Here is a 16303-nt window from a genome sequence, read left to right on the forward strand (position 1 = left end):
TCTGTATCCGGCCGATCCTGTCTATAATTTTATTAAGGAGCGAAAATTATGAAAAAGGTTCTAAACGCATTGCTTCTGCTGCTGTTGCCCGCTGCCCCGGCATTTGCCGGCCAGCAGGCGGACAGCGGGGACACCGCCTGGGTTATTGTGGCAACAGCCCTGGTGATGATGATGACCCCGGCGGGGCTGGCGCTTTTTTACGGCGGCATGTCAAGGTATAAAAATTTGCTCAATACCCTGGCCATGACCTTTGTGGCCTATTGCCTGGCCAGCGTGATATGGGTGATGTGGGGTTACAGCCTGGCCTTTGGCCCGAGTGCGGGCGGAATCGTGGGCGGGCTGGATTATCTGTTTTTGGCCGGCATCGGCCCGGAGAGTGTTTCCGGCACCATCCCCACACTGGTGTTTGTGGTCTTTCAGATGACGTTTGCCGCAATCACCGTGGCCCTGGTGCTCGGTGCCATCGTGGACAGGATGAAGTTTTCCGCCTGGATTGTGTTTGCCGTGCTCTGGCTGACCGTGGTTTACAGCCCCGTGGCCCACTGGGTATGGGGCGGCGGCTGGATGCATACCATGGGCGCCCTGGACTTTGCAGGCGGAAACGTGGTGCATATCAATGCAGGTGTTGCCGGGCTGGTGCTTTCCATGATGGTGGGCAAGCGGCTGGGCTACGGCAAGGATGCCATGTTTCCCTCCAGCATTACATTAACAGCCCTGGGCGCGGCCCTTTTGTGGTTCGGGTGGTTCGGGTTTAATGCCGGCAGCCAGCTGGCTGCAGACGGCGTGGCTGCCTCGGCCTTCATGGTGACCAATACTTCTGCGGCCATGGGGGCGCTTGCCTGGATGTTTGCTGAATGGTTTGCCAATGACCGGCCCACCGTGCTCGGCATTGCCTCGGGCGTTGTGGCCGGCCTTGTTGCCATTACCCCGGCAGCCGGGTATGTCAATCTGCCCGCAGCCCTGGTGATCGGGGCCGTGGCCGGGATGCTGGGTTTCTACAGTGTGGCCAGGCTCAAGCAGAAGCTCGGGTATGACGATTCCCTGGACGCCTTCGGGGTCCATGGCGTATGCGGCATGTGGGGCGCGCTTGCAACCGGCATATTTGCCAACCCGGCCATTACAGAAGGTGCAGCCGGCCTGTTATACGGCAACCCCATGCAGGTGGTCATACAGGTGGTTTCCATAGTGGCCACCGTCGCCTTTTCAGCCGCTGCCACATTTGTGGTGGTGATCGTCACCCGGGCTGTCACAAGGGGACTTCGCGTGGAAGCAGACAGCGAAATCACCGGGCTCGACAATGCCATCCACGGCGAGCGGGCCTTTGAAATTACCGGTTAAGGAAATTTCGTAAAAAAGATAAAAACAGAATTTTTTACCAAGTAACCTTGCAGCAGGAGGATAAACCATGAAAAAAATAGAAGCCATCATCAAGCCGTTTAAACTCGACGATGTCAGACAGGCCTTAAACGATATCGGCATCCAGGGCATGACCATTACCGAGGTTAAGGGCTACGGCCGCCAGAAAGGCCACAAGGAGATTTACCGGGGCGCGGAATATCTCGTGGATTTCATGCCCAAAATCAAGCTTGAAATCGTGGTGCCCGCAGACCGGGCCCGGGAGGTGATCGACACGGTGCGTTCTGCGGCCAACACCGGAAAGATTGGTGACGGCAAGATCTTTGTGATTCCCCTGGAAGGCGTGATCCGGGTGCGTACCGGCGAGGCGGACAACGAGGCCATATAAAAAACAGCATTTACATTTATTGGGTTTTAAAGCAGTTTATTCATCAAAAATTCGAGGAGGAAACAGACAATGAAACAGCCAAAAGACGTACTGGAGATGATTCAGCAGGAAAACATACGGGTGGTGGACATCCGGTTCATGGATTTTCCCGGCATATGGCAGCATTTTACCGTACCGGTCAGCGAAATGAGCGAGGACTCCTTTGAGGACGGCTACGGGTTTGACGGTTCCAGCCTGCGGGGCTGGCAGCCCATCAACGCAAGTGACATGCTCGTTGTTCCCGATGCCTCCACGGCCAGGATCGATCCCTTCTACGAGGAAAAAACCCTGGTATTGATCGGCAATATTGTGGATCCGGTCACCCGGGAGGCCTACTCCCGGGACCCGCGGCACGTGGCCCAGAAGGCTGAAAATTATCTCAAGCAGAGCGGCATCGGGGATACGGCCTTTATCGGCCCGGAAGCCGAGTTTTTCATTTTTGATGACGTGCGCTTTGATTCCCAGAGAAACAAGGCGTTTTACATGGTGGATTCAGAAGAGGGTGTGTGGAACACCGGCCGCGAGGAAAATCCCAACCTGGCATACAAGCCGCGCCACAAGGAAGGCTATTTCCCGGTGCCGCCCATGGACAAGGGCCAGGATATTCGAACCGACATGATGCTGGCCTTGGAGGATCTGGGCATTGACGTGGAATGCCAGCATCACGAGGTGGCCACCGCCGGTCAGGCAGAAATCGACATGCGCTTTAAGCCGCTGATGGAAATGGGTGATCAGCTGGTATGGTTCAAGTATGTGCTCAAAAACGTGGGCCATCAGTACAACAAGACGGTCACGTTCATGCCAAAACCCCTGTTTGAGGACAACGGCACGGGCATGCACACCCATGTCAGTATCTGGAGAGACGGTGTTCCCCTGTTTGCCGGCGACAAGTACGCCGGGCTTTCCCAGGAGGCGCTTTATGCCGTGGGCGGTATCTTAAGGCATTGCAAGGCGCTGTGCGCGTTTACCAACCCCACCACAAACTCTTACAAGCGTCTTGTGCCGGGTTTTGAGGCGCCGGTGAACCTGGCCTATTCGAGCCGAAACCGCAGTGCTGCGGTGCGGATTCCCATGTACTCGGCATCGCCGAAGGCCAAACGCATCGAGTTCAGGACCCCGGATCCGTCCTGCAACGGGTATCTGGCCTTTTCCGCCATTCTTATGGCGGTCATCGACGGGATTGAAAACAAGATTGATCCGGGCGATCCCATGGACAAAAACATCTATGACCTGCCCCCCGAGGAGCTGGCCCAGATCGATTCCGCCCCGGGCTCCCTTGAAGAGGCTCTGCAGGGTCTTGCAGATGACCACGCGTTTCTGCTCAAGGGCGATGTGTTTACCAAGGATGTAGTTGAGCGCTGGATTGAGTACAAAATGGAAAAAGAGGTCAATGCCATCAAGTTGCGGCCTCATCCGCACGAGTTTTTCCTGTATTACGACATTTAGTCCCCCCTCCTGACTGCGCAAAAGCGCAGGCGGATAAAAAGGCGGTCCCTGTGGTCAGGGGCCGCCTTTTTTGATGGCGCCGTAAAAGCCCAATATATGTGTTACGCGCAATTTCTTAGAATTTCACGTACGGATAAGTCCTTTGCATTCTTTGAAATTGCGCAAGCCTTGATCTTGAACTTTTACGGCACCATCTGAAATCAGACTTCCAAGGAAGTCCAAGGTCGGAGTTTCAGTTTTTGAAGCAACATTGAGCGTTTACGGAAAAATTCAGCAAATGCCGGAGCGTAAAAATTTCAAATTGTTTGAGGCCGGCAGGCCGAGTTTTTGAAATTTTAGCGAAGGCATTTGATGAATTCGTAAAGGGGCAGGAGCGAAAAAACTGAAACCCCGGCCGCAGGGCTTCCTTCCTGCAACAACAGCGGACGCGCTAAAAAGCTTTTTGCAATGCCATCTTTTTGTGCCTAAAAATTTACAATTTTGTTATTTTTCTATTTTAACATTGCAAAAATGTAATATTCTTTTTTGGGCTTCTGAAGTGGCCTTTTTTTATATACTATAAAATCAAATGCTTATTTTAATAGCTTGCTTAATAGCAAATGGCACGCCAATTGCTATTAAGAAACCAAGGCCTTTCAGGTCAGCGCATCCAACTGTTTCTGAAAGCTGAAATTTAAAACCAGTAACTGAACCCGGGAGGTATCAGGAATGAAAACATTGCTATGGACAACGATGATATGGGCCGCAGCTTTGCTGCCGGCGTTTGCCGGCGACGGCCCTTCAATTGAATCAAACCACGCGGCCGTCGGCCAGGTCCAGACCCATGCGGATTATACATGGACGCTGGTTGCCGCCATTCTGGTTTTCTTCATGCAGGCGGGCTTTGCCATGGTGGAAGCCGGGTTTACCCGGGCCAAAAATTCCATCAACATATTGATGAAAAATCTCATGGATTTTTCCATGGGTTCGCTGGTGTTCTGGGCCGTGGGATTTGGTTTGATGTTCGGGGTTTCTAACACCGGCTGGTTTGGCACGTCCGGGTTTTTCTTAAGCGGTTATGAACCCGGCGGCGATCCCTGGGTGTTGATGTTCTGGATTTTCCAGGCTGTGTTTGCCGCCACCGCCGCCACCATCGTTTCCGGGGCCATGGCCGAGCGGACCCGGTTTATCGGTTATATCCTCTATACCATTTTTATTACCGGCCTGATTTATCCGGTGTTTGGCAGCTGGGCCTGGGGCGGGCTGCTCGACGGCGGCGGATGGCTTGAAAAATTGGGTTTTATCGATTTTGCCGGCTCCACTGTCGTGCATTCCGTGGGCGGGTGGGCCGCGCTTGCAGGGGCCGTGGTGCTGGGCCCCAGGATGGGCAAGTACGCAAAAGACGGTTCAATCCGGCCGATTCTGGGCCACAATATCCCCCTGGCCGGACTGGGGGTATTTATCCTCTGGATGGGCTGGTTCGGGTTTAATGCCGGCTCCACGACCGCGGCCAACACGGATGTGGCCCTGATTGCGGTCAACACGGCCCTGGCCGCATCCGCGGGTGCCGTGTTTGCCATGCTCACTTCCTGGATCAAGTTTTCGAAACCAGAGGTGAGCATGAGTTTAAACGGGGCCCTGGCCGGCCTGGTGGGGATTACGGCCGGGTGCGCCAATGTCTCGCCCACGGCATCGATTGTCATCGGGGCTGTGGCCGGCGTGATCGTGGTCATGTCGGTTTTGTTTTTTGAAAAGATCCGGGTGGACGACCCGGTGGGTGCGGTGTCGGTGCATGGTGTCAACGGTGCCTGGGGAACGCTGGCTGCGGGCATTTTTAATACCGGGGGAACATCTGCGGCCATTATCGGGGTGCAGTTGCTGGGCATTGCCGCCGCCTTTGTCTGGACCTTCGGGGCCGCCTTTATCCTGTTTAAACTGGTGGATATGGTCGTGGGCCTGCGGGTTTCCGCAGAAGAAGAGCGGGAGGGACTCGATTTTACCGAACATGCGGGTACCGCATACCCGGATTTCGAGTTGGTCTCCTATAGCGGGGGGTCTCTCTCTTCATATAAACCGCAGTAGACTCGCAATGCGAAAGAACCTTGAAACGCGAATCGCACAAGGCCGTTTTGGTCAGGATTTTGTCCGGCTGCCTTGTGCGGTTTCGTGGTTTTTGTTTTGGTTTGTTTTTGAGATTTATGGTAAAAATATAACAGCAGCAACAGGGAGTGTTTTTGTTTTTACAATCAAAACTGAGACAGCACAATGCTCGGCCGTCGGCCCAACAGTGACCAAAAGTTTATCCTCTCGCACCTGGGCGTTTTTTATGCCCTGGTAGCCACTATTTTTGTCATTCCTTTGCTGGCGGCCGTGGTGGTGGTGCTCATCAAGGGGGTCTTTGACCTTCGCTATGTGATTTTGATCGGCGGGGCGGTTCTGGTGCTGGGCTTCTGCATATGGATGGTGATATGGGGGATCGGGTTTTTCAGAAAAATAAGACAATCCGGCGATGCCACGGCCAGGGATTTTTACGAACAAAAAGCGGCCAAGGAGGCGGTTGAATTGTCTTTTTTCGGCGGCCTTTTCAAGGTGTCGTATAAGGGGGACGCGGAGCCGGGCCGGGCCGGTGGCCATCTTATTGCCGCAGATTCTGCCAATGGCGACACCCCCTTGTTAAACAGTCCGGAACAGACAGATCTTGTATCCCGGCTCCAGGCACTGACAGAACTCAAAGATGCCGGCCATATTGATGAGCAGGAATACCGGAAGATCAAGCAAAAACTCATTGACAGCACCGACAATTGAGTTTCACCCGTAACAAGCGCATCAAGCTTGCATATCAGAGGGGTTTATGCAGACACGCAAAGTCATTGATCATATTGTCGGCTGGCTGCGGGACTATGCCGCAGATGCCGGTGTCAACGGTTTTGTGGCGGGTATTTCCGGAGGCATTGACTCTGCGGTGACATCCACCCTGTGCGCTGAAACCGGGCTTTCCGTGATGGTGGTCAACATGCCCATCCGGCAGGCCGAGGATCAGAAAAGCCTTGCAAAAAAGCATGCCGCCTGGCTCGAAAAATACTATGATAATGTTTCCGGACACACCACAGATCTCACAGCCGTGCTCGAAGCGTTTGAAAACGGCCTGCCCCCGGAAATCCAGGGCCATCTGACCATGGCCAACACCCGGGCCCGGATCCGCATGACAGCACTTTACGCCTTTGCCACTCACAACCGGATGCTGGTGGCCGGAACCGGCAACAAGGTGGAGGATTTCGGGGTCGGTTTTTTCACCAAGTACGGTGACGGCGGCGTGGACATATCCCCCATCGCTGATCTTTACAAATCCGAAGTCTACCAGCTGGCCCGGCAGCTCGGGGTGATGGCAGAAATCATGGACGCCCCGCCCACAGACGGGCTCTGGCCCGACAGCCGGAGCGACGAGGATCAGATCGGGGCCACCTATGATGAGCTGGAATGGGCCATGGCATTTGACGCACACGGCGGCCGGTGGCCGGACCTCACCGACCGCCAGAAAGAGGTCCTGTCCATTTACCGGTCGTTAAACCGAAAAAACCGCCATAAAATGGAACCCATACCCGTGGCCGTGATCCCGGATGAATTCAGATAACCGGCCGGGACGGGATAATCATGTTTTGGGGAGCAACTGATCCATATTGCCATATTACGGAATCCTTAATGAGAATTATTGCAGACGTCATTGCCCTGGTTGTTGTTTTTTTTGCCATGCCCGGGGCCGGCTTCGGGCTTGAAAAAGCCGACATGGTGGTGGTGGTCAAGTCCGAATCCAGGCTGTATCTCAAGTGCGATGGCCAAATCATCAGCGAGTATCATGTGGTTTTCGGTCCCGAACCCGAAGGCCACAAGCTGCAGGAAGGCGACGGAAAAACCCCGGAGGGGAAATATGTGCTGGATTACAAAAACGCAAACAGCGATTTTTACAAATCCATTCACATATCCTATCCCAACCGGGCCGACCGGAAGCGGGCCGTCCGATCCAGTGTGGACCCGGGCGGGGAAATCATGATCCACGGCCAGAAAAACGGGGCAGGGTGGCTGGCCTCCATATCAAAGTATTTCAACTGGACACAGGGCTGCATCGCTGTTTCCAACAAGGCCATGGATGAGATATGGCAGGCGGTTGACGCGGGCACGCCCATTGAAATAAAGCCATAGTTTTTGTATTTTGCGGCGTTCGTGCCGTATTTGACATGCACTTCCCTGCCTGGTATTTTTGATAACCAGGAGGACGCAGATATGCTGGGGGCCATTGCAGGAGATATAATCGGTTCGGTCTATGAAGGCCGGGGAATGAAAACCCGGGATTTTGCGCTTTTTTCCCGTGGCTGCACTTTTACCGACGATACCGTGCTCACCGTGGCTGTGGCCGACGCGATTTTAACCGGCGCGGATTACATTGACAAGTTCCACGAATATTTCCACAAATATCCCCATGCCGGATTCGGGGGATCCTTTATGCAGTGGGCGGCTCAGCGCCTGCGCAGGCCCTATTACAGCTTTGGAAACGGATCAGCCATGCGGGTCAGCCCTGTGGGTTTTGCATTTGATGATCTGGAAACCGTGTTGGCAGAGGCTGAAAAAAGCGCGGCCGTGACCCACAATCATCCCGAGGGCATCAAGGGTGCGCAGGCAGCGGCGGCCGGCGTGTTTCTGGCCAGAACCGGGGCGGGCAAAGACCGGATTCGGGATTTTGTCACCCAGCGGTTTTCCTATGACCTGGAGACCCCATTGGCTGAAATTCGCAGGACGTACCGGTTTGATGTCTCCTGCCAGGGTTCGGTGCCCCAGTCCATTATTGCCTTTCTAGAAGCTGAAACCTGGGAGGATGCTGTGCGAAACGCCGTGTCTTTGGGCGGGGATGCAGACACCATGGCTGCCATTGCCGGCGCCGTGGCCGAGGCCTTTTTCGGTATTCCCGACGATGTGGCATCCAAAGCCATTTCATATCTTGACCCCGCCTTAAAAGAGGTGACAGGCGAATTTGCCCGGCGTTTCGGGCTGTCTTATCATGGCATTTTCACCAACGGGTGAGTTTATATGACACAGCGAAAAAACACGGGCGGCGAAAGCCGGGTGGAAAAACTGATCCGGTTTTTCAAAAACATGCCCGCAAAAACCCCGGATACATCAGAGGCGGACTATACCGGCTGGCACCAGAGCGAGGCGGATTATCAAAAGCAGCAGCAGCAGTGGTTAAACCAGGTGCAGGAGCGCAAAAAACAGAAGCGGCCGGGACATGACAAAAAACGCAAATGAGTCGCCTGAAGGCCTGGTCCGACGGGTGACATGGTGGGGCCTTGGCGTCAATATCCTGCTTGCGGCCTTTAAAGTGATCGCCGGGTGGCTGGGTCACAGCCAGGCCCTGGTGGCAGATGGAATCCACAGCATCACGGATACGGTTACAGACGTGGCCGTGATCCTGGGTTCCTATTTCTGGTCCCGGCCGGCCGATCTTTCCCACCCATACGGCCACAAACGCCTGGAGACAACGGTTTCCATATTTATCGGGGCAATGCTGTTTATGGCCGGAGCCGGTATCGGCTGGGACGCGGTCACATCCGTGCACAAGGCCCATGCCCACAACGTGCGCATGATCGCCCTGGCTGCGGCTGCTGTATCCATTGTGATCAAGGAAATGTTATACCAGTGGACCCGGCGGGTCGGCCGGCGTGCCAATAGCGTGGCCCTGGCGGCAAATGCCTGGCATCACCGGCTGGATGCTTTCAGCTCCGTTCCGGTGCTTGCTGCCGTGGCTGTTTCCTTTGTCCGCCCGGAGTGGCACCTGGTCGATCATGTGGCTGCATTTTTCGTGGCCATTTTGATCTGCTATGCCGCCATCGGTATTATTGCTTCCGGGTTTAAGGAACTGGTGGACCAGGGCGCGCCCCCTGAAGTGTGCGAACAGATCCGGCAGATCGTAACGACCCATCCGGGGGTTCGCCAGGTGCACAATATCCGCACCCGGTATTCCGGCAGCCAGCTGTGCGTGGACCTGCACGTGGTGGTTGACAGTGAAATGAGCGTTTATGAGGGCCACCGCGTAGCCGAACAGGTCAAAACCCTGCTTTTGCAGAAAGGTCCTGAGATACTGGATGTGGAAGTGCATATCGAGCCCGTGGAGGCGGCCCTGTCAGATAGGGAATGCAGGCGGATCTGAAATGAAGTTTCATATTGTTCATTATGCCCGGGGAGCTGAAAAAGCCCGGGGCCTTGCGGTTGTCATTGACGTGTTCAGGGCCTTCTCGGTTGCCTGTTACGCATTTGACCAGGGGGCGGAAAAAATTGTGGCCGCAGAAACCCTGGATGCCGCCAGGGCGGTTAAACAAAAATACCCGCATTATCTGCTCATGGGAGAGCGCCACGCCAAAAAGCCCTTGGATTTTGATTTGGGCAACTCCCCATCTGAGATTGGGGGAAAAGACCTTTTTGGCAAAACCCTGGTGCATTCCACCCATGCGGGCACCAAGGCGCTTCTGGCCGCGCGGGGCGCGGATACCGTGATTACGGCAAGCTTTGTCAATGCCGCCGCTGTTGCCCGCTATATTGCCCGGACTTGTCCGGATGACGTTTATCTGGTCTGCGCCGGGTTTGAGGGCAAAAGCGAGGCCCTGGAGGATGTGCTCTGCGCCCGGTATATCCGGCAGCTTGTCTTTGGGGAAAATCCTGATGTTGCCCCAATGGCCCAACAGCTTAAAACCGCTGCCTCGGCCCTGCGCTTTTTTGATCCCCAAGACCCCCATTCGCCTGAGGCGGATTTTTACATGTGCATGGATGCCAATCGTTTCAACTGCGTTATCAGAAAAACAGAAGCAGATAAGGCCACCTGCGTGCTAAAGCCTTTTTTCAGCCGCTTTTCTTGATCAGACCCGCCGATCTCCGCCTGCCGGGCCGGATCAGCTTTGCCCTATGCCGCTGTAGCTGCGGCATGCAATTGTTCTTCAACAACCCCTTTGAAAAGATTTAACTTATAGGCGTTTTCGCTCAGGGGATCTGCCTCCTGGATCACGGCTTCGGCGGCTTCTGCAATGGTTGTATCATTTAAGCGCTGCCCGTTTACGGCCTGCTCCACGGCGCGGCTGCGCCATGGCACCGGTGCGGCCCCCGAGAGAAACACCCGGGCGTTTTTCACCCGGCCGCCGTCTGTTTCAAAGGCCAGGGCCAGCCCGGCAAGGGCAAAATCCCAGGACCGCCTGGCCCTGACCTTGCGGTATGCGCTGTAGAGATTTTCGCCGGGCGGCGGCAGTTCGATGCGGGTGATGATCTCGCCGGGTTTTAAAACGGTTTCTGCATGCACATTCTGTTTGGGCAGCACATGGAGGTTTGCCACTGCAATGCTTCTGGCACCGTCCGGGCCGGCAATCCTGACCTTTGCCCTCAGCGCGGCCAGCGGCGGGGCGGTGTCCGAAGGATGAGTGATGGCACAGATACGATCGTGGCCGAATATCGCGTGAAACTGGTTTTCTCCGTCAATGGCATAACAGATATTACCGCCCTTGCGCAGGCAGGCAAATTCGCCCCGGTAATACCAGCACCTGGGCTTCTGACACAGGTTTCCGCCAAGGGTTCCCTGGTTTCTGAGCTGGGGGCTGGCCACCTCAGCGGCGCCCCGGGCCAGGCCCGGGTATTTCTCCCGGACCAGGGGACTTTCGGCCACCTGGGTGATGGTGGCCAGGGCGCCAATGGACAGTCCGCCGCCTGCGGTTTTTTTGATCTCGCAGAGTTCGGCAAGGGCACTGAGGCTGACCACCTTGTCCACATTCATGATCTTTTCGCGCAGGCATCCGATCAGGTCTGTGCCTCCGGCATGCACGGCTGCACCCTTTGTGTTTAAATGCCGGATCGTATCCTTGACTGTTTCCGGACGGACATATGAAAAATGCGGCAGCACGGTTTATCCCTCCTTTTGTAAATCAAGATGTCTGCGTACTTCAAGCGGCGTGACCGGCGCCCGGGTGAAACGGATGCCGGTGGCCATATAAAGGGCGTTTGCAATGGCCGGGGCCGTGGGTATGGTCACCGGCTCCCCCAGGCCCTTGGCGCCGGTGTTGTTGGCTTCCGGATCATCGATTTCAATCGGCAGGCTCTCCATGTCCGCGGGCACGTCTAAGGCAGTGGGCAGCTTGTAGTCATGCCAGTTGCGGTTGCACAGCTTTCCGGTCTGCCGGGCATCAAGCTGTCTGAATTCGGTCAGGCCAAAACCGATTCCCATGACAATACCGCCAAATACCTGGTTATCGTATGTGAGCCGGTTCATGACCCGTCCGCTGTCATGGGCGGCCACAAATCGCAAAATCCGGATTTCCCCGGTTTTCTGGTTGACCTCGAGTTCGCAGAACTGGGCACCGAACGGGTTGACGGTTTTTCCGGCCGGATTGGGCCCGCGGTAGCCAACCCCCACCACAACGCCGCGTTTTTTCAGGCGGCTGACCTCGGTGACCCGTATCCGTTTGTCTTTGTCGCTTCTGGAGACGATTTCCGCGCCTTTGTAATCCAGGTCCTCTGCCGGAACCCCGAGGTCCCCGGAAGCCATTTCAAGCACCCGGCGTTTGACCTCCACGGCTGCGTTGCGCACCGTCGGTGCCTCGGTGGGCACGGTCTTGCTGCCGCCGCTGGGCGTGGCATACTGGGTGGTGCCGGTATCTGCATGCTCGATCTGGATCATTTCGGGCCTGACCCCGAGTTCCTCGGCAGCCACCAGGGCCATGATCGTCTTGGTGCCGGTGCCGATATCGCTTGCCCCCATGTTGAGGTTTACCGATCCGTCCCGGAACAGCCTGATCACAACAGTTGAGGGCTGTCCTCCGCCGCCGGCGATCCACAGGCAGGCCGCCATGCCGGCGCCGTGCTTTACATGGCCATTTGATTGGTTGTGCTGCCGGGCTTTTTTTACGGCGTCTTTCCAGCCGAACTTTTCGGCTCCTTCCCGGATGCACCTGGCAAGCCCGGTGGTGGTATAGGGCATGCGGCCCCGGGCCTGGCTGATTTCGGGGATGTTTTTCAGCCGCAGATCCACCGGATCCATGCCGGTTTTTCCCGCAAGTTCGTCTATCATCTGTTCCAGGGCCCAGCTGCCCTGGGGATGGCCGGGAGCCCGAAACGGCCTGGCTGGGCCCGCGTTGATATAAACATCGTTTGAACGGCAGGAAACATTGTCGCATTGATAAAGATCCCGGACCAGCCAGTCCATCAGAGAGGTTCCGCCGGCCGGATAAGCGCCGCTCGGGCCCGTGCACCGGAAATCAAGGGCGGTCAGGGTCCCGTCGCTTCTCATCCCTGCCTTGACGTGCATGGTGCTGGCCGGGCGGTTGCCCACGCTCAGATAGGTTTCCTCCCGGGTGAGTATCATCTTGACCGGCCGGGCGGCCTGCCGGGCCAGCAGGGCAGCCAGCACTGTGTATTTGCCGGGCTGCAGTTTGCTGCCAAATCCCCCGCCCATGTAATGGCCGATCACCCGGACCCTGGAAAAGGGCAGGTCGAGGACTTCCGAGATAGTGGACTGCACAGCATAGACGCCCTGGCTGGATTCCCATATGGTAAGGCGGTCTCCGTCCCAGTTGGCCACGCATCCATGGAGTTCCATGGGGGTGTGGAGCTCGCACTGGGTATTGTATGTCCTCTCCACTACCGTATCTGCCCGGGCAAAGCCCTTTTGCACATCACCGCGTGAATATTCATCCTTGCCCACAAGGTTACCTGTTTCGTGCACTTTGGGTGCATTTTCGTCCAGGGCCCGATCATGATCGGCCAGATGCGGTAAAACCTCGTATTCCACATGAATTGCCGCCAATGCATCCCGGGCCTGGTAGGGGGTGTCTGCGGCGACCGCGGCCACGGCCTCGCCTTCAAACCGGCAGTGCGGATCGAAAAGCGGGGTCGTAAAATCATCATAGCGCCATTTCAGATTTTTGGCCGCGTCTGAATCCCCGGTAATCACGGCCCTGACACCGGGCATTTTCCGCGCCCGGCCGGCATCGAGCTTTTTGACCCGGGCATTGGGGTGCGGGCACCGGAGAATGGCGCCGTAAATCATGTTGGGCAGCTTGATATCCGAGGGGTAGACGGCTGTGCCGCTGAGCCGTTCATATCCGTCTACCCTCGGGGAGGGCTTTCCCACCACTGCGGTCTTTTCCCAGAATTCCGGTGTCGCTCCCGGCTCGGGTGTTTCCGGTACTTCCATGCCCCGGGTGTAATATATATTGTCATCCTGTGCCATGGGCCCCCCTTATTTGGTTTTCAGGCTTGCAGCCTTTTTTCCGGCCCGGAATATGTTTTTGTAGGCCCCGCACCGGCAAAGATTGCCGGAGACCGCTGTGCGGATTTCTTCCAGGCCGGGGTCGGGATTTTTCCGCAGCAGACCTTCCACGGACATGATCTGTCCGGGGGTGCAGTAGCCGCACTGGTAGGCGTCTTCCTCCAGAAACGCGGTCTGCACGGGGCCGAGCTGCTCGCCGTTCATCAGTCCCTCCACTGTGGTGATTTTGCGTCCCTCGGCTTCCACCGCAAGGGTCATGCAGGCGTATCTGGGAATATCGTCGATGAGAACCGTGCAAGCCCCGCATTCGCCCCGGCTGCAGCCCTCCTTTGTGCCGGTCAGGCCGATGACCTCGCGCAGAACATAGAGCAGGCTCCATCGGGGTTCTGCCAGGACTTCCTGTTTTGCGCCGTTGACATGAAGACGGATTTTTACCGTGTTTTCGGCAGGAATCATCTTTTCCGGCGGCGCCGGCTCCGGCCGGGCGGCCATGGCCACGCCGGCAAAAGATGCGCTCACGGCTCCTGTGCCGATGATCTGCATGAAACCACGGCGGGTGACTCCGCCTGCACCGCCCCGGTTTTTATCATCAGAATCCATACACACCTCCGTGTCAGGCTATGTCGTTGACCTTTGTTGGATAAATAACAAGTTGACTTTTTATCTCATATCGCATTTTGCGGCTGGGAGAAAATACAGGACATCCTTTATTTGCCTCTGCCCGGGACTGTAGAGAACATATGCATTGCTTGCCGTCCGGGGATGAAATTGCTAAAGTCAGCATATATTATTGACTATTTAACGCCGATTTGGCCTGGGCTGAAACGGCGCACAAGGAGATGCCATGCAGGAGCCGACAGGAAAAGACCAAAACCCGCATCAGAAAAACGGGACCGGCAAGGGCCCGCAGTTTACAAGCCCCTGGTATGCCAGTCAGAACTATACCTATCATCTCTGGATTCTCATGATCGTCATGCTGGCCCTTTTTGGCTGGAGCATTTACATGTCCGGAATGGGGCCGGAAAAGATCAGCTACAGCACCTTTCTCAGCCAGCTCGATGAAGACAATGTGGCTCAGGTGACCGTACAGGGCGACGAGATCCGGGGAAGCCTGAAAAAGGCCGTGGAAAAAAATTCCGGGAGCAAGGAGCAAACCTATGAAAAATTCATCACCTATTTGCCTTCGTTTGGTGACAAAAACCTGATGGAAGTCCTTGACGACAATGATGTGGAGCTCACCGCCGTGCCCGAGCCGGATACGAACTGGTGGTATCTGATTGTCACCCTGCTGCCGTTTGTGATTCTCATCAGCCTGATTTATTCCCAGTACAGGCGTTTTCAGGGGCAGGGCGGCGAAGGCCTGTTTTCCATCGGGCAAAACCGCGCCCGCCTGTACCAGCGCAGCCAGGAGTCCACCCGATTTGACGATGTTGCAGGCGCCCAGGGAGCGAAAACAGAGCTGCACGAACTGGTGGCGTTTTTAAAGGACCCGGGCAAAATCCGGGAACTGGGCGCGGAAGTGCCCAAGGGGGTGATGCTGGTGGGACCGCCGGGAACAGGCAAGACCCTGCTGGCCCGGGCTGTGGCCGGCGAGGCGGACGTGCCCTTTTTTTCCATCACCGGATCGGATTTCATGGAGATGTTTGTGGGTGTGGGCGCCAAGCGGGTGCGCAGCCTGTTTCAGGACGCCAAGAAAAATGCCCCGGCCATTATTTTCATTGATGAGATCGATGCCATTGGCCGCCGCAGGGGCGCAGGCCTTGGCGGGGGTCACGATGAACGCGAGCAGACATTGAATCAGCTGCTATCCGAGCTTGACGGATTTGAAGAAAGCCAGAACGTGATCGTCATGACCGCCACCAACCGACCGGATGTGCTGGATCCGGCACTGATGCGCCCGGGCCGGTTTGACCGCCGGATTATCGTGGATCTGCCCAATACATCGGACCGGCAGAAGATACTGGAAATCTATGCCCATAACAAGGATCTGGCCGATGACGTGGACCTAGGGGCACTGGCCCGCAGCACCCCGGGTTTTTCCGGGGCGGATCTGCGAAACCTGTTAAATGAGGCCGCACTGCTGGCCGCCCGGGAAAACAAGCAGGTCATTGAAAATCATGATATTGAACAGGCCAGGGACAAGATTCTCATGGGCCTGGTGCGCCAAGGCCTGGCCCTGACAGAGGAGGAAAAACAGATGGTGGCCTATCACGAGGCCGGCCATGCCGTTGTGGGCGCCTCCCTGAAATACGCCGATCCGGTCCACAAAGTCTCCATCGTGCCCCGGACCCGGGCCATGGGGGCCACACAGCAGTTTCCGGAAGCGGAGAAATACATTTACCATAAGCAATATCTCACAGACCGGCTTTCGGTGATGATGGGCGGCCGTGCGGCGGAAATGCTGGTATTTGACACCGCCACCAGCGGAGCCGCCAATGATCTGCAGAGTGCAACCCAGATCGCCAGGCGCATGGTCCTGGAATGGGGCATGAGCGGCCGGTTCGAGCACATGGCCCTGGGCTCGCAGGGCGGCGAGGTTTTTTTGGGAGAAGAGCTTGCCAAAACCCGTGAGTACAGCGAGATGACCGCCCAGGAGGTGGACGGGGAGGTCGAGGCGCTGCTCAGCCAGGCCTTTGCCCAGGCCCGAAACATCCTGGAAACCAACAGAGACGCCATGGATCAGCTGGCCGAAACGCTGATCGAAAACGAGGAAGTTGCCGGTCAGCGGGTTTATCAACTTTTGGACGAAAATCGGGAAGCAAAGAAAACTTCCCGTTGACGCGTCCGCAGGTGTCTAATGA

Annotated in this window: 15 protein-coding genes; 12 read left to right on the forward strand and 3 right to left on the reverse strand. The window is 56.3% G+C overall.

Features of this window, described 5'->3' with window-relative positions; translation table 11 throughout:
- Window positions 1-48 precede the first annotated feature (48 nt).
- The 11 genes from HNR65_RS06190 (at window position 49) to HNR65_RS06240 (ending at window position 10110) form a co-directional block, all read left to right on the forward strand.
- Window positions 49-1338 (forward strand): ammonium transporter, encoded by a 1290-nt coding sequence (locus HNR65_RS06190; RefSeq protein ID WP_181550611.1) that lies wholly within the window; start codon window positions 49-51, stop codon window positions 1336-1338.
- 67 nt (window positions 1339-1405) lie between these two features.
- Window positions 1406-1744 (forward strand): P-II family nitrogen regulator, encoded by a 339-nt coding sequence (locus HNR65_RS06195; protein ID WP_181550612.1) that lies wholly within the window; start codon window positions 1406-1408, stop codon window positions 1742-1744.
- 69 nt (window positions 1745-1813) lie between these two features.
- A complete protein-coding gene (gene glnA, locus HNR65_RS06200) occupies window positions 1814-3229 on the forward strand; it encodes a type I glutamate--ammonia ligase (RefSeq protein WP_181550613.1) in 1416 nt (471 codons plus the stop codon).
- Between the two features lie 708 nt (window positions 3230-3937).
- Window positions 3938-5290 carry an ammonium transporter gene (locus HNR65_RS06205; protein WP_181550614.1) on the forward strand — a complete coding sequence of 451 codons (1353 nt, stop codon included), beginning with the start codon at window positions 3938-3940 and terminating at the stop codon, window positions 5288-5290.
- A 183-nt stretch (window positions 5291-5473) separates the two neighbouring features.
- A complete protein-coding gene (locus tag HNR65_RS06210) occupies window positions 5474-6013 on the forward strand; it encodes an SHOCT domain-containing protein (protein ID WP_181550615.1) in 540 nt (179 codons plus the stop codon).
- A gap of 46 nt (window positions 6014-6059) precedes the next feature.
- Complete coding sequence (gene nadE / locus HNR65_RS06215; RefSeq protein WP_181550616.1) at window positions 6060-6839, forward strand: NAD(+) synthase; 780 nt, start codon at window positions 6060-6062, stop codon at window positions 6837-6839.
- 68 nt (window positions 6840-6907) lie between these two features.
- Window positions 6908-7405 carry a L,D-transpeptidase family protein gene (locus tag HNR65_RS06220; protein WP_181550617.1) on the forward strand — a complete coding sequence of 166 codons (498 nt, stop codon included), beginning with the start codon at window positions 6908-6910 and terminating at the stop codon, window positions 7403-7405.
- An 81-nt stretch (window positions 7406-7486) separates the two neighbouring features.
- Window positions 7487-8281: an ADP-ribosylglycohydrolase family protein gene (locus HNR65_RS06225; protein WP_181550618.1), complete on the forward strand. Its 795-nt coding sequence runs from the start codon at window positions 7487-7489 to the stop codon at window positions 8279-8281.
- Between the two features lie 6 nt (window positions 8282-8287).
- A complete protein-coding gene (locus HNR65_RS06230) occupies window positions 8288-8506 on the forward strand; it encodes a hypothetical protein (RefSeq protein WP_181550619.1) in 219 nt (72 codons plus the stop codon).
- Window positions 8487-9407, forward strand: a complete 921-nt coding sequence (locus tag HNR65_RS06235; RefSeq protein ID WP_181550620.1) for a cation diffusion facilitator family transporter — start codon at window positions 8487-8489, stop codon at window positions 9405-9407. Before HNR65_RS06230 ends, HNR65_RS06235 begins: the two co-directional genes overlap by 20 nt.
- 1 nt (window position 9408) lies before the next feature.
- Complete coding sequence (locus tag HNR65_RS06240) at window positions 9409-10110, forward strand: 2-phosphosulfolactate phosphatase (RefSeq protein WP_181550621.1); 702 nt, start codon at window positions 9409-9411, stop codon at window positions 10108-10110.
- A gap of 44 nt (window positions 10111-10154) precedes the next feature.
- On the opposite strand, the gene HNR65_RS06245 is transcribed toward HNR65_RS06240, so the two are convergent.
- The 3 genes from HNR65_RS06245 to HNR65_RS06255 are packed head-to-tail and all read right to left on the reverse strand — an operon-like array spanning window position 10155 to window position 14102.
- A complete protein-coding gene (locus tag HNR65_RS06245) occupies window positions 10155-11138 on the reverse strand; it encodes an FAD binding domain-containing protein (RefSeq protein ID WP_181550622.1) in 984 nt (327 codons plus the stop codon).
- Window positions 11139-11141: 3 nt separating this feature from the next.
- Window positions 11142-13463, reverse strand: coding sequence for a xanthine dehydrogenase family protein molybdopterin-binding subunit (locus HNR65_RS06250; protein ID WP_181550623.1), 2322 nt, complete (start codon window positions 13461-13463; stop codon window positions 11142-11144).
- A 9-nt stretch (window positions 13464-13472) separates the two neighbouring features.
- Window positions 13473-14102: a (2Fe-2S)-binding protein gene (locus HNR65_RS06255; RefSeq protein WP_181550624.1), complete on the reverse strand. Its 630-nt coding sequence runs from the start codon at window positions 14100-14102 to the stop codon at window positions 13473-13475.
- A 244-nt stretch (window positions 14103-14346) separates the two neighbouring features.
- On the opposite strand from HNR65_RS06255, the gene ftsH reads away from it, so the two are divergent.
- A complete protein-coding gene (ftsH, locus tag HNR65_RS06260) occupies window positions 14347-16281 on the forward strand; it encodes an ATP-dependent zinc metalloprotease FtsH (RefSeq protein WP_220128307.1) in 1935 nt (644 codons plus the stop codon).
- Window positions 16282-16303 lie beyond the last annotated feature (22 nt).

Source organism: Desulfosalsimonas propionicica (assembly GCF_013761005.1).
Classification (GTDB): domain Bacteria; phylum Desulfobacterota; class Desulfobacteria; order Desulfobacterales; family Desulfosalsimonadaceae; genus Desulfosalsimonas; species Desulfosalsimonas propionicica.